Source organism: Microvirga sp. ACRRW (assembly GCF_022346925.1).
Classification (GTDB): domain Bacteria; phylum Pseudomonadota; class Alphaproteobacteria; order Rhizobiales; family Beijerinckiaceae; genus Microvirga.
In genome coordinates this window covers 16,367-35,259 of record NZ_JAKRNJ010000004.1, presented here as the reverse complement: position 1 = coordinate 35,259, position 18,893 = coordinate 16,367, and the positions used below count along the sequence as shown (strand labels likewise).

At 63.1% G+C, this 18,893-nt stretch carries 19 protein-coding genes and 1 tRNA gene; 8 read left to right on the top strand and 12 right to left on the bottom strand.

Annotated elements, in window-relative coordinates; genetic code table 11:
- Positions 1-8: 8 nt before the first annotated feature.
- The 3 genes from MHY87_RS10385 to aroA form a co-directional block, all read right to left on the bottom strand.
- Positions 9-815: a DUF1194 domain-containing protein gene (locus tag MHY87_RS10385; protein WP_239351575.1), complete on the bottom strand. Its 807-nt coding sequence runs from the start codon at positions 813-815 to the stop codon at positions 9-11.
- Positions 816-888: 73 nt separating this feature from the next.
- Complete coding sequence (gene cmk / locus MHY87_RS10380; protein ID WP_239351574.1) at positions 889-1,518, bottom strand: (d)CMP kinase; 630 nt, start codon at positions 1,516-1,518, stop codon at positions 889-891.
- Positions 1,519-1,525: 7 nt separating this feature from the next.
- The gene (gene aroA, locus MHY87_RS10375; RefSeq protein WP_239351573.1) at positions 1,526-2,872 is read right to left on the bottom strand and encodes a 3-phosphoshikimate 1-carboxyvinyltransferase; all 1,347 of its coding nucleotides are present in this window, start codon (positions 2,870-2,872) and stop codon (positions 1,526-1,528) included.
- A 170-nt stretch (positions 2,873-3,042) separates the two neighbouring features.
- On the opposite strand from aroA, the gene MHY87_RS10370 reads away from it, so the two are divergent.
- The 3 genes from MHY87_RS10370 to MHY87_RS10360 all read left to right on the top strand — a co-directional run bounded on the left by MHY87_RS10370 (position 3,043) and on the right by MHY87_RS10360 (position 5,927).
- Positions 3,043-3,426, top strand: coding sequence for a TIGR02300 family protein (locus tag MHY87_RS10370; RefSeq protein WP_239351572.1), 384 nt, complete (start codon positions 3,043-3,045; stop codon positions 3,424-3,426).
- A 59-nt stretch (positions 3,427-3,485) separates the two neighbouring features.
- A tRNA-Ala gene (locus tag MHY87_RS10365) sits at positions 3,486-3,561 on the top strand.
- A 164-nt stretch (positions 3,562-3,725) separates the two neighbouring features.
- Positions 3,726-5,927: a malate synthase G gene (locus tag MHY87_RS10360; RefSeq protein ID WP_239351570.1), complete on the top strand. Its 2,202-nt coding sequence runs from the start codon at positions 3,726-3,728 to the stop codon at positions 5,925-5,927.
- Between the two features lie 35 nt (positions 5,928-5,962).
- On the opposite strand, the gene MHY87_RS10355 is transcribed toward MHY87_RS10360, so the two are convergent.
- Together MHY87_RS10355 and pxpB are read right to left on the bottom strand one after the other, a co-directional pair.
- Positions 5,963-6,997, bottom strand: a complete 1,035-nt coding sequence (locus tag MHY87_RS10355) for a biotin-dependent carboxyltransferase family protein (RefSeq protein WP_239351569.1) — start codon at positions 6,995-6,997, stop codon at positions 5,963-5,965.
- Positions 6,994-7,716: a 5-oxoprolinase subunit PxpB gene (gene pxpB, locus MHY87_RS10350; protein ID WP_239351568.1), complete on the bottom strand. Its 723-nt coding sequence runs from the start codon at positions 7,714-7,716 to the stop codon at positions 6,994-6,996. Before pxpB ends, MHY87_RS10355 begins: the two co-directional genes overlap by 4 nt.
- 223 nt (positions 7,717-7,939) lie before the next feature.
- Here pxpB and MHY87_RS10345 point away from each other — a divergent pair, with 223 nt between their 5' ends.
- Complete coding sequence (locus MHY87_RS10345) at positions 7,940-8,725, top strand: 3-hydroxybutyrate dehydrogenase (RefSeq protein ID WP_239351567.1); 786 nt, start codon at positions 7,940-7,942, stop codon at positions 8,723-8,725.
- Between the two features lie 50 nt (positions 8,726-8,775).
- On the opposite strand, the gene pip is transcribed toward MHY87_RS10345, so the two are convergent.
- Positions 8,776-9,720, bottom strand: coding sequence for a prolyl aminopeptidase (gene pip / locus MHY87_RS10340; RefSeq protein WP_239351566.1), 945 nt, complete (start codon positions 9,718-9,720; stop codon positions 8,776-8,778).
- A 169-nt stretch (positions 9,721-9,889) separates the two neighbouring features.
- Between pip and MHY87_RS10335 the strand changes: the two genes are divergently transcribed.
- The 4 genes from MHY87_RS10335 (at position 9,890) to MHY87_RS10320 (ending at position 13,825) form a co-directional block, all read left to right on the top strand.
- Complete coding sequence (locus MHY87_RS10335) at positions 9,890-10,963, top strand: extracellular solute-binding protein (RefSeq protein WP_239351565.1); 1,074 nt, start codon at positions 9,890-9,892, stop codon at positions 10,961-10,963.
- Between the two features lie 66 nt (positions 10,964-11,029).
- Complete coding sequence (locus MHY87_RS10330) at positions 11,030-12,115, top strand: ABC transporter ATP-binding protein (RefSeq protein WP_239351564.1); 1,086 nt, start codon at positions 11,030-11,032, stop codon at positions 12,113-12,115.
- A complete protein-coding gene (locus MHY87_RS10325; protein WP_239351563.1) occupies positions 12,112-12,981 on the top strand; it encodes an ABC transporter permease in 870 nt (289 codons plus the stop codon). Before MHY87_RS10330 ends, MHY87_RS10325 begins: the two co-directional genes overlap by 4 nt.
- 4 nt (positions 12,982-12,985) lie before the next feature.
- A complete protein-coding gene (locus MHY87_RS10320) occupies positions 12,986-13,825 on the top strand; it encodes an ABC transporter permease (RefSeq protein WP_239351562.1) in 840 nt (279 codons plus the stop codon).
- 26 nt (positions 13,826-13,851) lie between these two features.
- Here MHY87_RS10320 and MHY87_RS10315 read toward each other — a convergent pair whose 3' ends face one another.
- The 6 genes from MHY87_RS10315 to MHY87_RS10290 are packed head-to-tail and all read right to left on the bottom strand — an operon-like array spanning position 13,852 to position 18,891.
- Positions 13,852-14,172: a hypothetical protein gene (locus MHY87_RS10315; protein ID WP_239351560.1), complete on the bottom strand. Its 321-nt coding sequence runs from the start codon at positions 14,170-14,172 to the stop codon at positions 13,852-13,854.
- A 15-nt stretch (positions 14,173-14,187) separates the two neighbouring features.
- A complete protein-coding gene (locus tag MHY87_RS10310; protein WP_239351558.1) occupies positions 14,188-15,255 on the bottom strand; it encodes a dipeptidase in 1,068 nt (355 codons plus the stop codon).
- Between the two features lie 44 nt (positions 15,256-15,299).
- On the bottom strand, positions 15,300-16,067 hold the full coding sequence (locus MHY87_RS10305; RefSeq protein ID WP_239351556.1) for an ABC transporter ATP-binding protein: 768 nt from the start codon (positions 16,065-16,067) through the stop codon (positions 15,300-15,302).
- Between the two features lie 3 nt (positions 16,068-16,070).
- Entirely contained in the window at positions 16,071-16,907 is an 837-nt protein-coding gene (locus MHY87_RS10300) for an ABC transporter ATP-binding protein (RefSeq protein ID WP_239351554.1), read from the bottom strand.
- Complete coding sequence (nikC, locus tag MHY87_RS10295) at positions 16,904-17,836, bottom strand: nickel transporter permease (protein WP_239351552.1); 933 nt, start codon at positions 17,834-17,836, stop codon at positions 16,904-16,906. The genes MHY87_RS10300 and nikC overlap by 4 nt, the downstream gene beginning before the upstream one ends.
- Complete coding sequence (locus tag MHY87_RS10290; protein ID WP_239351550.1) at positions 17,836-18,891, bottom strand: ABC transporter permease; 1,056 nt, start codon at positions 18,889-18,891, stop codon at positions 17,836-17,838. Before MHY87_RS10290 ends, nikC begins: the two co-directional genes overlap by 1 nt.
- Positions 18,892-18,893: the final 2 nt, after the last annotated feature.

The window sequence follows — 18,893 nt, the reverse complement described above, 5'->3', positions numbered from 1 at the left end:
AATGCGGCTCAGTTGTTCCAGCGGTCGCGCCACTGCATCTCGCCGGCCAGGCAATTGGTGGGAGGCGTGTTCTGGATGCGTTTGATGAGGGGAGGCTGTTCGGGCATGAGGTTGGCGATCTCAAGCAGGATCTTCGTCTTGATGGCCTCGATGAATTGGTCCCGCTCACGGACGGGAACCGTGAAGGCTCCCTGACCGCCGATCACGCAATCCTTGTAATAGACGTCGAGCTCTGGGATGTCGAGATAACCGGGCTTGCGTAGCATGATCGGCAGGCCGTTGATGGTGATGCCCTTGGCCGTCGCCTCGTCGCGGGCCTGCACGATGCCTCTGCCCTGGTTGTTGGGCCCGTCGCCCGATACGTCGATCACCTGCCGAGTGCTCTGCATGTTGCTGGATTCGAGCAGCTTTACGCTGAAATCGATGGCGCTGGAGATGGAGGTGCGCTGCGCGCGGCGCAGCGGCGTCGAGGCGATCTTGTCCGCGAAGGCCATCAGGCTCTCAGGGTTGTCGAGAATCGTCCAGGGGACGATGACTTTCTGGTCCGGCGATCCCGCCCATTCCATGTAGGTGACCGCGATCTTGCCGAGCATTCCGCCCCGGATGGCATCATGGACCTGTTGAGAGCGGAAGGCCTGGGCGAAGCCCTCCCGCTGAAGGGCCTGCTCGTCCGTGTCCATGGAGAAGGAAATGTCGACGGCGATGACCAGGGCAAGGTCGACCTCCGTGTCGCCCTGCGCCCATGCGGGTGGAGCAAAGCCGGCCCACAGCAAAGCTAGTCCTGCCGCAAGAAGAGTCACCGCTGAGCGAACCATCGTATTCTCCTTGGGAAGGGAGATAGGCCGGTTCGCTCAGTGTGCCAGCTTCTAAGGCTGACGCAAGGTCACGTTATGATGAGGCAGTCTTTGCTTTGACGAGATCGAGCGCTGCCTGGAAGGCCGCGTCGGCGTCGAGATGGGTGGTGTCGAGGGTCACCGCGTCGGCCGCCGGCTTCAGGGGAGCCGAGGCACGGTTCATGTCACGTTCGTCGCGGCGGCGGATATCCTCAAGAATTGTGGAATACTCCGTCTGCTCGCCCCGCTTCTGGAGTTCCAGGTGGCGGCGGCGGGCTCGCTCCTCGGGAGCGGCCGTGATGAACAATTTCACATCGGCGTGAGTGCAGACCACGGTGCCGATATCGCGTCCGTCGAGCACCGCTCCAGGGGGCTGATCGGCGAACTGCCGCTGGAAGGCGAGGAGCGCATCGCGAACGGGCTGGTAGCCCGAAATCACGGAGGCTGCTTCCCCCATCTGGGCTCCCCGCAGGCGCGGGTCGTCGAGATGGGTCACGTCGAGATTGAGCGCCACCTCATGGGCGGCGTCGCGATCGTTCAGGTCGAGGTCCCGATCGAGCATCACGCGGGCGACCGCCCGGTAGAGCAGGCCGGTGTCGAGATGCGCGAAGCCGAAATGCTCCGAGAGGCGCTTGCCCAGGGTTCCCTTGCCCGACGCGGCGGGGCCATCGATGGCGATGATCATGGGCGGCTCAGTCCTGAATCGTGGCGCCGAGTTCGCGCATGAGCGGGATGAACGAGGGGAAACTCGTCACGATCATGGCGCCGTCGTCCACAATCATCGGCTCCTGGCTGGCAAAGCCCATCACGAGGAAGGACATGGCGATGCGGTGGTCGAGATGGGTCTTCACCGGCTTGCCGCCGCCGCGCACAGACTTGGAGCCATGGACGATGAGGTCGTCGCCCTCGATCTCATGCTCGACGCCAGCCTCGGCGAGGCCCGCCGCCACGGCGGCGAGCCGGTCCGATTCCTTCACGCGCAGCTCATGGAGGCCCTGCATGCGGGTGGTGCCCTCGGCGAAGGAGGCTGCAACCGCCAGGATCGGGTATTCGTCGATCATGGCAGGCGCCCGGCCATGGGGAACCGTGACGCCGGTGAGCTTGCTGTGGCGCACGCGCAGGTCAGCCACGGTCTCGCCGCCCTCGTCGCGCTCGTTCAGGCGCTCGATGGAGGCGCCCATTTCCAGAAGGGTGGTGATGAGGCCCGTGCGGAGCGGATTCATCATCACGCCCTCGATCACGATGTCGGAGCCGGGGGTGATGAGAGCCGCCACCAGAGGGAAGGCGGCGGAGGAGGGGTCGGTCGGCACCACGATATCCGTGCCGCGAAGCTCGGGCTGGCCCTGGAGGGTGATGGCGCGCCCATCCTCGCCGTGGGGGGCGACATCGACCGTGGCGCCGAAATGGCGCAGCATCCGCTCCGTGTGGTCGCGGGTTGCCTCGCGTTCGATCACGGTGGTCTTGCCGGGGGAGTTGAGGCCCGCGAGCAGGATCGCCGACTTGATCTGGGCGGAAGCGGCTGGGGTCTCGTAGGTGATCGGCAGCGTTTCCTTGGGGCCGCGCAGGGTCAGGGGCACGCGCCCGCCCTCGGCCTCGCTTACCACCGTGACGCCCATCTGCACGAGCGGGTCGAGAATGCGGCGCATGGGCCGCTTGCGGAGCGAAGCGTCGCCGTCGAAGGTCGAGGTGATCGGGTGGCTGCCTGCCACGCCCATCATGAGGCGCGATCCCGTGCCCGCATTGCCGAAGTCGAGAACGTCCTTGGGCTCCACGAGCCCGCCGATGCCCATGCCCTTGATCCGCCAGCGGCCCGGGGCCTCCCGGGTGATGGTGGCGCCGAGCGCCCGGCAGGCTTCCGCCGTGCGCAGCACGTCGTCGCCTTCGAGCAGGCCCTCGACCCGGGTCTCGCCGATGGAGAGAAGCCCGAAAATCATCGAACGGTGGGAAATGGACTTGTCGCCGGGAACGCGGATACGCCCCTTCAGGGCGTTCCCAGACCTGCTGGAGACGGGGGTGGCAGGGCCATGCGCGTGGGACATTCTCTTAATTCCTTGAGCCTTCTCTTTGGGCGGGCTCTAACACGAGCGTCTCGCTCCGTCACGCGCTAGGTGGCAGGGGTGGACGCTTCTTCGCAATTTCCTATTTGACAAGGCCTCCCCTCATGACTAGGGGAGCGTTCCCAACCATTCATTTCTTGAAGGCATCACCCGTGGCCAAACCGGAACTCGGCTTGAAGCGCCAGTGCATGAGCTGCGGCGCGAAATTCTACGATCTCAACAGGGACCCGGCGGTCTGCCCGAAATGCGGCACCGTCTTCCAGGCTGTGGCCCTGAGCCGCGCCGCTGCGCCCGCGGTCGCCCGCGCCGCCGTCAAAAATGACGACGAGGACACCGAGCTGGACGCCGCCGGCCCGGAGATGGTCTCCCTCGACGAGGTCGAGGCTGGCGAGAACGAGAAGGACATCTCGGTCGATGACGACATCGACGTGGGCGATGACGACAGCGACGACACCTTCCTCGAGGACGAGGAAGAGGGCGACGACGACGTCTCCGACCTGATCGATAGCGATCTGGAAGACGACGAAGAGGCTTGAACCTCGGACCAGACCCGACTATAGAGACGCCGCGGCGCCCCAAACGCCGCGGATTTCAAGGGGCCATAGCTCAGCTGGGAGAGCGCTTGCATGGCATGCAAGAGGTCGGCGGTTCGATCCCGCCTGGCTCCACCAAATCCTCTCAAAAACAGCCGCCTTCGGGCGGCTTTTTTGTTGCCTTGTTTCAGATTGTGCGCCGCATCATTCCTTTGTCTCATGGAAAGAGCGGCTATCTTCATTTTTAGTCGCTGCGCCTTAACCTCTAAGGCAAGGATGTCCACTCCACGAAAGCGGGAACAATGACGCGCGCCCAGACGAACGGCCTCCAGGTTGCATCGGTCCTCCATGACTTCATCGAGCGGGAGGCCCTCAACGGCACGGGCGTATCGACCGATGCCTTCTGGAAAGGTCTGGCGGGGCTGGTACGGGACTTTGCTTCGCGCGACCGTGAGCTTCTGGCCGTCCGCGACAAGATTCAGGCGCAGATCGACGATTACCACCGCGCCCGGGCCGGGCGTCCGCTGGATCAGGCCGATTACGAGCATTTTCTGAGGCATATCGGCTATGTGCTGCCGGAGCCCGAGGATTTTTCCGTCAACACGCAGAACGTGGACGACGAAATCGCCCGCATCGCAGGTCCCCAGCTCGTCGTGCCGGTCTCCAACGCCCGGTACGCGCTGAACGCCGCCAATGCCCGTTGGGGCAGCCTCTATGATGCTCTCTACGGCACGGATGCGATCTCCGAGGAGAACGGCGCCAATCGCACCGGCGGCTACAACAAGGTGCGCGGCGCCAAGGTGGTGGCCCGTGCCCGCGAGCTGCTCGACCAGGCGGCGCCTCTCGCCAAGGGCAGCCACAGGGATGCGGCAGGTTATGCCGTTCGCGGTGGCGCGCTCGTCGTGAAGCTGCAGGACGGCGGCGAGACGGGCTTGAGGGATGCCGCGCAACTCGCAGGTTTCCAGGGCGATGCGGAAAATCCCTCCGCGATCCTGCTGCGTCACAACAACCTGCATATCGAGATCAAGATTGATCGTTCGAGCTCCATCGGTGCCGACGATCCGGCGGGCGTGGCCGATCTCGTGATCGAATCGGCGGTATCCACCATCATGGACCTGGAGGACTCGGTCGCTGCGGTGGATGCCGACGACAAGGTCGAGGTTTACCGCACCTGGCTCGGCCTGATGAAGGGCGACCTTGTCGAGAGTTTCGAGAAGGGCGGACGCACCATCGAGCGCAAGCTCAATCCCGATCGTGTCTATACCGCACCGAATGGCGGTGAAGTTCGCCTCCATGGCCGCAGCCTCATGCTGGTGCGCAACGTGGGACACCACATGTTCACGGATGCGGTGCTGGACGAGGCCGGCAAGGAGATTCCCGAGACCATTCTCGATGCGGCTGTCACGTCGCTGATCGCGATCCACGATCTGAAGAGCAAGGGCACACTTCGCAACAGCCGCGCGGGTTCCGTTTACATCGTGAAGCCCAAGATGCATGGGCCGGACGAAGTGGCCTTCGCCAGTGATCTTTTTGCCGCCGTAGAGGACATGCTTGGGCTTCAGCGCAATACGCTCAAGATGGGTATCATGGACGAGGAGCGCCGCACGACGGTCAACCTCAAGGCCTGCATCAAGGCGGCTGCCGAGCGCATCGTTTTCATCAACACCGGCTTCCTCGACCGCACGGGCGACGAGATTCATACGTCGATGGAAGCAGGCCCGATGATCCGCAAGAACGACATGAAGTCGATGGCGTGGATCAAGGCTTATGAGGACAACAACGTCGATGTGGGCTTAGTCTGCGGCTTGCCGGGCCATGCGCAGATCGGCAAGGGCATGTGGGCCGCGCCCGACAAGATGGCGGACATGATGGCGCAGAAGATCGGCCATCCGCAGGCAGGCGCCAACACCGCCTGGGTGCCGTCGCCGACGGCTGCGACGCTCCATGCGCTGCACTATCATCAGGTGAGCGTGCCTGCGCGTCAGGCTGAGTTGAAATCGCGCCCGCGCGCGAAGCTCTCGGACATCCTCACCATTCCGGTGTCGCAATCCAACTGGGCGCCGGATGCGGTGCAGCAGGAACTCGACAACAATTGTCAGAGCATCCTCGGCTATGTGGTGCGCTGGATCGATCAGGGCGTCGGGTGCTCGAAGGTGCCGGACATTCACGATGTCGGCTTGATGGAAGATCGCGCGACGCTGCGCATTTCCAGTCAGCATCTCGCCAACTGGCTACGCCACGGCATCGCCACTCAGGAGCAGGTCATGCAGACCCTGCGCCGCATGGCGGAAGTGGTGGACCGGCAGAATGCGGGCGATCCGCTCTACAAGCCTATGGCTCCCGACTTCAACGGCCCCGCCTTCCAGGCAGCCTGCGACCTCATCTTCAAAGGTGTCGAGCAGCCCAACGGCTATACCGAATACGTGTTGCACGAGCGCCGCCGCGAGGCGAAGGCATTGGGCGCGCCGGACCGCTCGGATGAGAGCGGTGTGAAGACGAAGTAAGAAACGGGGCGCTGAATTCAGCGCCCCGAATTTTTCTAGGCTGAATGATCGGAGGCTTTCGGCGACAGCGCATCCACCATGCCGCCGATCAGGTTCGTGCTCAGAAGATGCTCCGTCGTGAGATCGAAGCGCAGCGGCACGAGCGCGGATGGAAGTGTGGCGATCCAATCCTTTATCTGACGCGCCGCCGTCACCGCTTCCTCGCGCGAGACGGCGCGAAATCGCACCGCTGATCCGGGTCGCATCTGCGCGAAGCGTGCGAGGTCGGCGCTGATGATCGTCGCGATCTTCGGATAGCCGCCCGCCGTCTGCCGATCGCGCATGAGAACGATGGGAAGGCCGCTGCCGGGCACTTGGATGTGGCCGTCGACAATGCCGTCCGAGACAATGTTGAAGCCCTTCGCGTGTTCGAGCTGAGAACCATTGAGCTGAAAGCCCATGCGGTCGGCCTGCGGACTGATGGTGAACTCGCTGTTCAGGAATGTGCTGATGGCACCTTCGGTAAAGTAATCGTCCTGCGGGCCCATGATCACGCGGATCGGGCCGCTTTCCTCGAGAGGATCGAGCGGCAGATGCATCGGTGCGGCTTGTTGCGCATCCGGCTTGCAGGGCAGGCGGTCGCCCGCCTTCAGCGGCGCGCCGTTCAAGCCGCCGAGGCGTGAGCGCGGATGGAAGGACAGGCTGCCCAATTGCGGCTCGATCTGGAACCCGCCTGCGACAGCGAGATAGGCGAAGGTGCCTTCGCGCGCATGGCCGACCTTCAGCACATCGCCTTCCTGCAGCACCAGGGTCGTGTTGGGCTCAACCTGCGCATCGTTGATGCTGGCCGTGCAGCCCGCACCGACCAGAGCCACATGCAACTCACTACCGTCGCAAGTGAATGTGCCGCCGAGATTCATGAATTCGATGGCGGCTGTGTCCGGTGCATTGCCGACGAGCGCATTCGCCATGGCAAGGCAGCGGCGATCCATCGCGCCGGAAGGCGAAACGCCGAAGCCCTGATAACCGATGCGGCCCCAATCCTGCAGGCTCGTCATCGGACCGCAGCTCTGCACAACAAGTCTCGTCATGGGTTCACCCGCTGCGCGACAGGCTCGCCCGCGAGCGCTGCTTGTTCGAGGTCATTCCAGCGCGCGGCGTCGATGGGCTCGAACACGATCTCGTCTCCGGCGGCGAACAGAAAGGCGGGATCGCGCTCCGGCGAATAGCTTAAGACTGGCGTGCGTCCCAGAAGATGCCACCCGCTCGGCATCTCCATCGGCACGATGCCGGCCTGCTCGCCGCCGATCATGATCGAGCCGCTGGGAACCTTGAGACGCGGCTGCGTGCGCCGCGATGTGGCGATGCGCTGATCGAGCCCGCCGAGATAGGCAAAGCCCGGCAGGAAGCCGATCATGTAAATTCTGTAGACGGCGCTCGCATGGATCTCGATGAGCTGCGAGGGTGTCAGGTTGTGGTGCTGCGCCACATCCTCCAGATCGATTCCGTATTCTCCGCCATAGACTACGGGCACGCGCCAGCGTGTGCCGGTCGCATCCTGCGGCTGGAGATCACGCGCGGCTTCTTCGAGGCGGCGGATCAATGCGTCGTAATCCAGCACGGTCGGGTCGAATTGCAGGGTAAGGGAACGGTAGGTTGGAACCGTCTCGATAAGGCCCGCAGGCGGGTCATCCCGCAGCAGGGCATCGAGCGCCAGCACCTTGCCGTTCAGATCGGGGCTGATCGTGCTCCCGAACTCGACGGTCAATGCGCTGTCTCCGCAGGGAAGGAAGCGTGGTGTCTGCACCATTCACCCATTCAGTCGTTGCCCCCGTTCTGTCTCACATTGGCAAGGGGGCGACAATGGCAAGAGTTGACCTTAGGCCATGCATCGAGAGCAGGTGAGGGTGGCCGCTGGCGGCAGACCCGACATTCTCCTTTTTGATAGGCTCAACTCCGCTTCCCCCTTCGTGCTATGTCAAAGCCCATCTTGAGGGCCCCTGGGGCCCATAGCGGCCCATGCGGAGTAGATCATGACTTTGAAATCCAAGAATGCCGTCATCACCGGCTCCACCAGCGGTATTGGCCTCGCCATCGCCCGGGCGCTCGCCAAGGAAGGCGCAAACGTGGTCATCAATGGCCTGGGTGACGCGGCCGAGATCGAGAAGACCCGCGCGGCCATTGAGAGCGATTTCGGCGTGAAGGCGGTTTATTCGCCGGCGAACATGCTCAAGGCCGATGAGATCGCCGACATGATCCATCAGGCCGAGAAGACCTTGGGCAGCGTCGATATTCTCGTCAACAATGCAGGCATCCAGTTCGTCTCGCCGGTCGAGGAATTTCCGGTCGAGAAATGGGATCAGATCATCGCGATCAATCTCACCTCCGCCTTCCACGCCATCCGCGCTTCCGTGCCCGGCATGAAGGCCCGCAAATGGGGCCGCATCATCAACACCGCCTCTGCCCATTCCCTCGTGGCATCGCCCTTCAAGTCGGCCTATGTGGCCGCCAAGCACGGCATCGCGGGTCTCACCAAGACCGTGGCGTTGGAGGTGGCGACCCATGGCGTCACGGTGAACTGCATCAGCCCCGGCTATGTCTGGACGCCGCTTGTCGAGAACCAGATCCCCGACACCATGAAGGCGCGCGGCCTCACCAAGGAGCAGGTCATCAATGACGTGCTGCTGGAGGCGCAGCCCACCAAGCAATTCGTGACCGTCGATCAGGTGGCGGCGCTCGCCGTGTTCCTCTGCTCTGACGCGGCCAGCCAGATGACCGGCACGAACCTGTCGATGGATGGCGGCTGGACGTCGAAGTAAGCCGATCAACATCATCCCGGACGAAGCGCAGCGCCGATCCGGGATGAGGCTTACTGGTTCGCGAAAGAATCCGTCGCCTCGATGAGATGGTGCAGGATACCGGGTTCTGTCACCGCATGGCCTGCATCCGGCACCATGATGAATTGCGCCTCGGGCCAGGCTTTGTGCAGGTCCCAGGCGGTTTTCGGCGGCGTGGCGACGTCGTAACGTCCTTGGATGATCACGCCGGGAATGCCCTTCAGCTTATAGGCATCGCGGATCAGCTGCCCCTCTTCGAACCATCCGTCATGGACGAAGTAATGGTTCTCGATGCGCGCGAATGCGATCGCATAATGGGGATCGCCGAACTGGTCGCTGAATCCCTGATTATGGAGAAGCGTGATCGTCTCACCTTCCCAGAGGCTCCAGGCTTGTGCGGCCTGTGCCTGAATAGCGGGATCGGGATGCGTCAGGCGCTTGCGGTAGGCAGCCATCATGTCGCCGCGTTCCTCCGGTGGGATCGGAGCAAGGTAGCGTTCCCACTTGTCCGGGAAGAGCCAGGATGCGCCCTCCTGATAATACCAGAGCAGTTCCGCGCGGCGCAGGGTGAAGATACCCCGCACGATCAACTCGGTCACGCGCTCCGGGTGTTTTTCCGCGTAGGCGAGAGCAAGGGTCGAGCCCCAAGAGCCGCCGAACACCATCCACTTGTCCACACCGATCATTGCGCGCAAGCGCTCCATATCGGCCACGAGGTGCCAGGTGGTGTTGTTATCCAGGCTGGCGTAGGGCGTGGAGCGCCCGCAGCCGCGCTGATCGAAGAGCAGGATCTTGTACTTCTTCGGATCGAAAAGCCGTCTCTGCGCTGGCGTGCAGCCGCCGCCGGGACCGCCATGAAGGAATACCACGGGCTTGCCGTTGGGATTGCCGCACAGCTCCCAATAGACCCTGTGCCCATCGCCGACATCGAGCATGCCATGATCGTAGGGTTCGATTTCGGGATAGAAGGTGCGCATGGCGGAAAGTCTCCAGAAGGCAGAGCTTATCCATAACCATGGGGCATGGCCCTGTCATCTCGGAAGGGCTTTGTGAGCCGGCTCTACACCCCTCTAGCGTGTCGTTGCACTGTCATATAACTTTGCAACTGGGGAACAGGGTAATAGCCCGTCCACATGGAGGATGAAAATGTTGACCAAACGCGCTGGCATGAAGCTGGCTACGGCTTTCGCCGCTCTGATGATCGCCGGTTCGGCCCAGGCCGCCGAGAAGCTGCGGCTCCTGACCTGGTCGGGTTACGCACCGGCAGACGTGATCGAGCAATTCAAGAAGGAAACCGGCATCGATGTGGAGGTCACGACCTCCAACAACGAGGAGATGATCTCCAAGCTGCGTGCCACCCAAGGCGCGGGCTTCGACATCGTTCAGCCGAGCCAGGACCGCATCGCCGGCCCGCAGACGGAATTCGGCATCTACAAGCCCCTCGATCTCTCCAAGCTCAAGTCAGATCTCTTCATCGGCTCCATGCTGGAAGCGACCAAGAAGAACACCACCGTCGACGGCAAGGTCTACGGCGTTCCCCACATCTGGGGCACGGACGGTCTCGTCGTGAACACGAAGACTGCCCCCAAGGTCGCCGATTACAACGATCTCTGCGATCCGTCGCTCGCCGGCAAGACCAGCTTCCGCGCCAAGCGCCCCGCGCTGATCGCGTTCGCTTTCGCCAACGGCATGGACCCCTTCGCCGCTTACGGTGACGCGAAGGCTTATGCCGCGCTGATGGACAAGGTCGGCGCCAAGCTCGCCGAGTGCAAGAAGAACGTGAAGTTCTTCTGGGAAGGCTCGGACCAGCTGCTTAACGCCGTGCGTTCCGGTGAAATCGCCGCCGCGATGGCGTGGGATACGGGCGGCTGGAAGCTCAATGCGGAAAACGCCGACGTGAAGTTCATCGCACCGAAGTCGGGCGCGCTGGGCTGGGTCGACACCTTCGCCATCCCCGCCAAGGGCCGCAATGACGACGCCGCCTACAAGTGGATCAATTTCAACATGCGTCCTGAGATCGCCGCGAAGGTGGCCGCTGCCGCCGGCAATTTCACGGCTTCCAACGGCGCCGACAAGCTCATGCAGGGCAAGCTGAAGGATCAGTTCGCTGAGAGCTTCCCGAAAGCCGCCATCGACAACATCAAGTGGTATCCGGCCGTGCCGGCTGGCCTCGAAGAGATCGAGGGCAAGGTTCTCGACCGCCTGAAGGCCGGCTCGTAACTCTCCACTTCGATTCAATATCATCCCCCGGCTTGCCCGGGGGATGACCTTTTCTGGCGCACGTCCATGGCACATTCTTCCGATCTCGATCTCGTCAACGTCATCAAGCGTTTCGGCTCTCATGCGGCCGTCAACGATGTGAGCTTCAGCGTCGCTCCCGGCGAGTTCTTTTCCATCCTCGGCCCCTCCGGCTGCGGCAAGACCACGCTCATGCGCATGATCGCGGGTTTCGAGCATCCGACATCCGGCGACATCCGCATTCGCGGTCAATCGATGATCGGGGTTCCCGCCAACAAGCGCCCCGTGAACATGGTTTTCCAAAGCCTCGCGCTCTTCCCGATGATGAGCGTGGGCGAGAACGTCGCCTATGGACTCACCTGCCGTGGCGTCTCGCGTGCGGAGGCTGAGGAGCGCGCCAACCGCATGCTGGAGCGCGTGGGGCTCAAAGGCTTCGGCGAACGCCGCGTGACGGCGCTCTCCGGCGGTCAGCGCCAGCGCGTCGCGATCGCGCGCTGTCTCGTGCTCGAGCCGACGCTCGTGCTTCTCGATGAACCGCTCGGCGCGCTCGATCTCAAGCTGCGCGAGCACATGAAGATCGAGCTGAAGCAGCTGCAGGGCACGTTCAACACGACCTTCGCCTATATCACGCATGACCAGTCGGAAGCGCTGGTGATGTCCGACCGGATCGCGGTGATGAACCAGGGCAAATTCGAGCAGGTGGGAAGCCCCCGCGAGCTCTATCACAATCCCGCAACGCCGTTCGTTGCGAGCTTCGTCGGCGAGACGAACAAGTGGCAGGGCGAAGCGGCTTCTGCTTCCAATGGCGCGGTTTCCGTGCGTCTGCCCTCCGGCACGGTGGTGCAGGGGCAGGGCAGGGTCGCGGACAAAGCCTCGCTTGCTTTTGTGCGCCCCGAGGCCGTTGCATTGGCGCAGGATTCTTCCGCCCTGAGCAGCTTGCCCAACCGCTTCGAGGGCCGCGTCTCGGCGGTTCTGTTCGATGGTGCCAATTCAAGCCTGCTGATCGACGCTTCCGGGTTCGATCAGCCTGTCCGCGCGGTGCTGCCCCAGGCCGGTCCGCTTGCCGGCATCCAGGTTGGCGCACCGATCCATGTGGGCTGGACGGCGGATGCCATGAAGGTGTTTGCCGCATGAGCAAGAAACCGGCCCAGAGCCTCACGCTCTTTCTGCTCCTGGCTCCGGCCGTTTTGTGGCTGGGCCTTCTCATCGTGTTGCCGCATGTGGAGATCCTCGTTCTCTCCTTCAGCGAGCGAGTGGCGCCGCGCGTCTATGCCTTCGGCTTCGGCAACTACCTCGAATTCTTCACCGAGCCGCTTTATTGGCGCACCTTCGCGCGCACGGCGATCATGTCGATCATCGTAACCGCGCTCACCCTCGTGCTCGCCTTTCCCATCGCGCTCTACATCGCCCGCGTGGCGCAAGGCCGCCTGAAGGCGATGCTGCTGCTGCTCTGCCTCTTGCCGTTCTGGGTGTCTGAGCTCGTGCGCACGCTCGGCTGGATGATCCTGCTGCGCGAGACCGGCATCATCTCCTATGCGCTCCGCGCCATCGGCCTCGCAGATCAGCCGGTGGAATTACTCTACAATGACGGAGCGGTGATTCTCGGCCTCGTCTATGGCGGTCTGCTCTTCATGATCGTTCCGCTCGCCAACGCACTGGAGAGCCTGGAGCCTTCGGTCGTCGAGGCCGGATACGATCTTGGCGGCAGCCGCTGGACGGTTCTGCGCCGCATCGTCATTCCCCATGCGATGCCCGGCATCGTCGCAGGCTCGATCATCGTGTTCATGCTCACCGTCGGTAACTTCGCGACGCCGGTGTTGCTCGGCGGTAAGAACGGCCTCTGGTTCACGGAGCAGATCTACGCGCAGTTCATCACGCGCTTCAACTGGCCGCAGGGGGCTGCCTTCGGCATGCTCCTTCTCCTGCTGTCCTCCGCCATCGTCTGGGCAGGGCTTCGCCTCACCGGCCAGAGCCTCGGCACCACCTTGAAGCAGGCATGATGCCATGAACCGTCCGTCTCTCTCTTGGAAGCTCTACATCGCGGCGTTCTACATCTTCCTGTTCGCGCCGCTCCTCGTCGTGGCGATCTTCGCTTTCAACGCAAGCCCGTTTCCGTCGCCGCCGTGGCGCGGCTTCACGCTGGAATGGTTCATCGGCGCGGGCACGGCTGGGGCCAAACCCGGCGTGCTGGTAGACGCGATCTGGCTCGACACCATCGCCAACAGCTTCAAGGTGGCGATCCCGGTGGCGCTGCTCGCCGTGCTCATCGGCACGGTGAATGCGTGGGTGCTGGAGCGTGCCGAGTTTCCCGGCAAGACGTTCCTGTCGATGATGATGCTTTGGCCCCTCGTCATTCCCGGCGTGGTGCTCGGCATCTCGGTCCTCGCCTTCTTCTCTCGCGTGGCGAACGGCTTGGAAGAGTGGCTTCAGACCGATCTCGATTTTCTGCGCCCCGGCCTGCCGCTCGTGGTGCTGGGCCAGCTCTCGTTCATTCTCACGATCTCCACGCTCATCATTGCCGCGCGCCTGCGCAAGTTCGACCGGTCGCTGGAAGAAGCAGCCTTCGATCTCGGTGCCAGCCGCATCCGCGTGCTGCGCACGGTCACGCTGCCGTTCCTGAGCCCCGCGCTCATCGGCGCGGGTCTCGTGGCGCTGCTGATGTCGTTCGAGAATTTCAACACGACCTTGATGCTCGTAGGCTCCGATTCGCCGCTGCCGATCACCATGTACGGTCAGATGCGCGAAGGCGCGTCACCGGCCATCAATGCGGTGAGCCTGCTGCTGATGCTGGGTGTGGGCGGGATCGCGAGTGTCTTCGCGCTGACGTCGAAGGCGGAGCGATAACGAGCGCGGAAAATCTGAGTGAGAGTTTAGCGCTCGTCGGCCTTATAGGCCACGCACGTATCCGTAAACGTGTAAGTCATCGTGACGGTTTGAAGCGACTGTACATATGTCAAAACGATATGCCCTTTACGCCCTGTCGAGGGCATATGCGTTTTGAACTCGACACTGCTCTCGGTCCATTTGACGTCCGAGATCAGAAACTCTTCACCGTCAATGAAGTCGCAGCCTTTTACGCTCAACCCGCTAGGGGCTGCGGAGACGATGTATTCTGAGCGCCCATCATCCTCTTCAGAGCGCCAGCGGCCAACCAGAGGGTGGTGGCTCAGGAGCGAGGTTACATTGCTCATACACCACCTAAATCCTCACCGCCCCCAGGTGCGCTCCAGAACGTCGATCCAGTTCTCGTAGCACAGCTTGCGCAGGGTCGCTTCGTCATAGCCGTGCTTGCGCATGGCATCTACGAGGCGGGGCAGGCCGCGCGCGTCGCCGATCTCGGCGGGGATGGTGGCGCCGTCGAAATCGGAGCCGAAGCCTACGCCGTCCACGCCTACATGCTCGATGAGGTGATCCATGTGGCGGAGCATATCCTCCAATGACGTGTCGTCACTGCGCATGCCGTCGGGGCGGATGAAGGAGGTGGCGAAGTTCACGCCCACCATGCCGCGGCTCTCGCGAATGGCGGCGAGCTGCTTGTCCGTCAGGTTCCGCGAATGCGGGCACACCTCATAGGCGTTCGAATGGGTCGCGACGAGGGGCGAATCCGTAAGCTTGGCGACGTCCCAGAAGCCCTTCTCGTTCAGGTGCGAGAGATCGATCATGATCTTGAGACGGTTGCACGCCTTCACCAGCTCAAACCCGAGTTCCGTGAGGCCGGGGCCCGTATCCGGCGTCGAGGGATAGCGGAAGGGCACGCCGTGTCCGAAGATGTTGGGGCGGCTCCAGACCGGGCCGATGGAGCGTAGGCCGCTCTCATAGAGAACGTCCAGCATGTGAAAATCGGGGTCGATGCCCTCAGCGCCTTCGATGTGGAGGATCGCGGCGAGCTTGCCGTTGTCCAGGCAGTGACGGATGTCGGAGGCCGAGCGGCAGATCTTCACCTCACCGTTCGAGGCGCGCTCGATGCGGATGAGGAGCGAGGACATGTGCACCGTCACCCTCTGGCTCGGAGCAATATCCAGCACGGGCGGCAGCGGCACGTCGTACTCCGCGCGGGCCATGAGGGAATCGACGTCGACGCCCATTTCTTCCGAGGGCACGTAGACGGCGAAGAAACCGCCGAACATGCCGCCCTGCTTCATGCGCGGCCAATCGAGGTGGCCGATATTGTCGCCTTCGAGAAAGGCCTTTTCCGGTTGGATCTTGCCGCGCATGAGGCGCAGGAGAACGTCATTGTGACCGTCGAAAACAGGCATTGGAGAAGAGTGCGACATGATTGTTCAGCCAATTCGATAGAGCAGGAATGTTAGCGGCAGCCTTAAGCCGCCGCTGGAGAAGAATTGCGGGTAAAGCCCTGGCTCGCTTGAATCAGGGATTGAGTATACTCGTTCATCGCCCGTCCGGAGCGCAGGGCCTCCGACGGCGTTTCCTCCACCGCCTCGCCATGACGCATGACGAGCAGGCGCTCGCAGAGATGCGCCACCACGGCAAGATCGTGGCTCACCAGAATATAGGTCAGCCCCATCTCGCGGCGCAGATCGTCCAGCAGGTTCAGGATTTCCGCCTGCACGGAAGCGTCGAGCGCCGAGGTCGGCTCATCGAGCAGCAACACTTTCGGACGCAGGATCAGTGCGCGGGCAATGGCGATGCGCTGGCGCTGGCCGCCCGAAAGCTGGTGCGGATAGCGGAAGCGGAAGGAGGGGCCGAGGCCCACTTCCTTCAGCGCCTGAAGGATGCGCGATTCCGCATCCTTCACGCCATGGATCGCGAGCGGCTCGGAGAGCGTGCGGTCCACTGTGTGGCGCGGATGCAGCGAGGCGTAGGGATCCTGGAAGACCATCTGCGCCGTGCGGTAGAAGTCTTTGCTACGCGGCGTGGTGACTTCCTTGCCGTCCAGGAACACATGCCCCCCGCTGATCGGCGCGAGGCCGCAGATGGCGCGTAGCACCGTCGACTTGCCCGAGCCGGATTCGCCGACGAGGCCGTAAGCCTCACCCTGCTTCACGGTGAAGCTCACATTCTTGACGGCGTCGACCCTGAGACGGCCCATGCCGTAGACGACACTGAGATTCTGAATATCGATCATGATCTAAAGCGCCCAGGAAGGATCGCGGTTCAGGGTGGGAAGTGGGCGCACGTCGTCTTTCAGCGTCGGCAGGCACCGCATGAGACCCTGCGTGTAGGGATGCTTCGCCTCGCGCAGGTTCCTCGCCTCCAGCTCCTCCACCACGCGGCCCGCATACATCACGAGCACGCGGTCGCAGAAGGAGGAGACGAGCTTCAGGTCGTGCGAGATGAAAATGAGGCTCATGCCGCGCTCAGAGACGAGCTCGTCGAGAATGCGCAGCACTTCCATCGACACCGTCACGTCGAGGGCCGAGGTCGGCTCGTCGGCGATGAGCATGTCGGGATCGGTCACAAGCATCATGGCGATCATCGCACGCTGGCCCATGCCGCCCGAAACCTCGTGCGGATAGAGCGAGAACACGCGCTGCGGATCGCGCATCTTCACGGCTTCGAGCATGGCGAGGGCCTTGTCGCGCGCTTCCGCGCGGCTGGCCTTCTTGTGCGCCTGATAGGCCTCGATGATCTGCTCGCCGATGGTCATGACCGGATTCAGCGAGTACTTCGGGTCCTGCATCACCATGCTGATGCGTCCGCCGCGCAATTGGCGCAGCGTGCGCTTGGAGGCGGTCTGCAGGTCGATGCCGTCGAAGGCCAAGTGCTTGGCCGTCACCTCGCCGGGAGGCGGCGTGAGGCCGAGGATGGCGCGGCCCGTCTGCGACTTGCCCGAACCGGATTCGCCGACGATGCCGAGCCGCTCGCGGCCGAGCTGGAAGGACACGCCGCGCACCGCCTCGACGGTGCCCGTGCGCAGGTGAAAGCGGACGCGGAGGTCTTCGACTTCGAGAAGCGGCTTGGTCATTTGGCTGCCTTCGGATCGAGAACGTCACGCAGGCCGTCACCCAGCAGGTTGAAGCCAAGGCTCACCACGAAGATGGCGATGCCGGGCATGGCGGCGACCCACCATTGATCGATGAGGTAGTTGCGCCCCGTCGCCACCATGGCGCCCCATTCGGGCGACGGCGGCTGCGCGCCGAGGCCGAGGAAGCCGAGGCCTGCTGCGGTGAGGATAATGCCCGCCATGTCGAGCGTCACGCGTACGATGACGGAGGAGAGGCAGAGCGGCACCACATGGCCGAAGATGATGCGCGGCGTCGAGGCGCCCTGCAGCTTCACGGCTGCGATGAAATCGCTGTTGCGGATCATCAGCGTTTCGGCGCGGGCGATGCGTGCATAGGGAGGCCACGAGGTAATCGCGATGGCGATGACGGCATTCTCGATGCCCGGGCCCAAAGCCGCCACGAAGGCGAGAGCGAGCACGAGGCGCGGAAAGGCGAGGAAGATGTCAGTGATGCGCATGAGCACCGTATCCACCCAGCCGCCGAGATAGCCGGAGATGGTGCCGACCAGAAGCCCGATGGGGGTCGCGATGATCGACACCAGCACGACCACGAAGAGCGTGATGCGCGAGCCGTAGACGATGCGTGAGAAGATGTCCCGCGCCTGATCGTCCGTGCCGAGCCAATAGGTCTCGCTCGGCGGCAGAAGACGCTGCGTGCGCAGATCGCCGCCTGCGATGGGCGAATAGGGCGCGATGAAATCGGCAAAGATCGCTACGAGAATGAGCGCCAGAACGATTCCGAGGCCGAGAACGGCGAGCGGATTTTTGGTGAAGGAGCGCCAGCCGAGATAGACGCGGCCAAGCCGCGCCTGCCAGCGGGAGCCGGGTTCGGGCGAGAGAAGCCACGCCCGAAGGCCGGTATGTTGGGAGAGTGCGGGGGAGCCAGCCATCAGCGGGTCCTCGGATCGAGCAGACGATAGAGCAGGTCGGACACGAGGTTGAGCAGCACGAAGACCGTGCCGATCACCAGCGTTCCACCCAGCACCGCATTCATGTCCGCGTTCTGCAGGGAATTAGTGATGTACTGGCCGAGGCCCGGCCATGCGAACACGGTCTCGGTCAGCACGGAGCCTTCGAGAAGGTTCGCATAGGACAGGGCGATCACGGTCACCAGAGGCACGGCGGCATTGCGCAGCGCATGCTTCCAGATCACGCGCATTTCCGACAGGCCTTTCACGCGCGCCGCGATCACGTATTCCTGCGCCAGCTCGTTGAGCATGAAGGAGCGGGTCATGCGGCTGATATAGGCGAGAGAGAAATAGCCAAGCAGGCACGCGGGCAGGATGATGTGCGAGGCCGCATCCCAGAACGCATCCCACTGGCCCTGCATGGCCGTGTCGAGCAGCACGATATTCGTGACCGGCGTGTAGAGATACGCGTAGGCCACATCGATGCGCCCGGGCCCCGGAACCCAGCCGAGCTTGGCGTAGAACAGCAGCAGGCTCATGAGGCCGAGCCAGAAGATCGGAATGGAATAGCCGGCAAGGCCGATGAAACGAACGACCTGATCGAGCAGGCTGCCGCGCTTCACCGCGGCGAGAACGCCGAGCGGGATGCCGATGAGCGTGCCGATGAGCGTGCCCAGGGTCGCCAGCTCGAAGGTTGCCGGGAAGGCGTTCCTGATGTCCGTCATCACCGGGTTGGTGGTGAGAACCGAATTGCCGAAATCGCCGACGACGGCTTTCTTCAGGTAGAGCCAGAATTGCTGAATGAGCGGCAGGTCGAGGCCGAGCTCCTGACGCACGCGGGCATAAACCTGCGGCGGAGCCCTGTCGCCGACAATGGCGAGCACCGGATCGATGGGAACCACGCGGCCGATGAAGAAGGTGACGGCAACAAGCCCAAGCAGGGTCGTCGCCAGCACGAGGATGAATTGAGCGGTCTTTGTAAGGTAGAAGCGGAGGGCTTCGTGCCCTCCGCTTCCGTTCGCGATCGATGATGCCATTG

Bases quoted from the DNA above. Each gene is read 5' to 3' on its own strand.
- MHY87_RS10305 (WP_239351556.1), bottom strand. From the start codon at position 16,067: ATGATCGATATTCAGAATCTCAGTGTCGTCTACGGCATGGGCCGTCTC.
- pxpB (WP_239351568.1), bottom strand. From the start codon at position 7,716: ATGGTGCAGACACCACGCTTCCTTCCCTGCGGAGACAGCGCATTGACC.
- MHY87_RS10310 (WP_239351558.1), bottom strand. From the start codon at position 15,255: ATGTCGCACTCTTCTCCAATGCCTGTTTTCGACGGTCACAATGACGTT.
- pip (WP_239351566.1), bottom strand. From the start codon at position 9,720: ATGCGCACCTTCTATCCCGAAATCGAACCCTACGATCATGGCATGCTC.
- MHY87_RS10335 (WP_239351565.1), top strand. From the start codon at position 9,890: ATGTTGACCAAACGCGCTGGCATGAAGCTGGCTACGGCTTTCGCCGCT.
- MHY87_RS10300 (WP_239351554.1), bottom strand. From the start codon at position 16,907: ATGACCAAGCCGCTTCTCGAAGTCGAAGACCTCCGCGTCCGCTTTCAC.
- MHY87_RS10290 (WP_239351550.1), bottom strand. From the start codon at position 18,891: ATGGCATCATCGATCGCGAACGGAAGCGGAGGGCACGAAGCCCTCCGC.
- cmk (WP_239351574.1), bottom strand. From the start codon at position 1,518: ATGATCATCGCCATCGATGGCCCCGCCGCGTCGGGCAAGGGAACCCTG.
- MHY87_RS10355 (WP_239351569.1), bottom strand. From the start codon at position 6,997: ATGACGAGACTTGTTGTGCAGAGCTGCGGTCCGATGACGAGCCTGCAG.
- MHY87_RS10325 (WP_239351563.1), top strand. From the start codon at position 12,112: ATGAGCAAGAAACCGGCCCAGAGCCTCACGCTCTTTCTGCTCCTGGCT.
- MHY87_RS10385 (WP_239351575.1), bottom strand. From the start codon at position 815: ATGGTTCGCTCAGCGGTGACTCTTCTTGCGGCAGGACTAGCTTTGCTG.
- MHY87_RS10315 (WP_239351560.1), bottom strand. From the start codon at position 14,172: ATGAGCAATGTAACCTCGCTCCTGAGCCACCACCCTCTGGTTGGCCGC.
- MHY87_RS10330 (WP_239351564.1), top strand. From the start codon at position 11,030: ATGGCACATTCTTCCGATCTCGATCTCGTCAACGTCATCAAGCGTTTC.
- MHY87_RS10320 (WP_239351562.1), top strand. From the start codon at position 12,986: ATGAACCGTCCGTCTCTCTCTTGGAAGCTCTACATCGCGGCGTTCTAC.
- MHY87_RS10360 (WP_239351570.1), top strand. From the start codon at position 3,726: ATGACGCGCGCCCAGACGAACGGCCTCCAGGTTGCATCGGTCCTCCAT.
- aroA (WP_239351573.1), bottom strand. From the start codon at position 2,872: ATGTCCCACGCGCATGGCCCTGCCACCCCCGTCTCCAGCAGGTCTGGG.
- MHY87_RS10345 (WP_239351567.1), top strand. From the start codon at position 7,940: ATGACTTTGAAATCCAAGAATGCCGTCATCACCGGCTCCACCAGCGGT.
- nikC (WP_239351552.1), bottom strand. From the start codon at position 17,836: ATGGCTGGCTCCCCCGCACTCTCCCAACATACCGGCCTTCGGGCGTGG.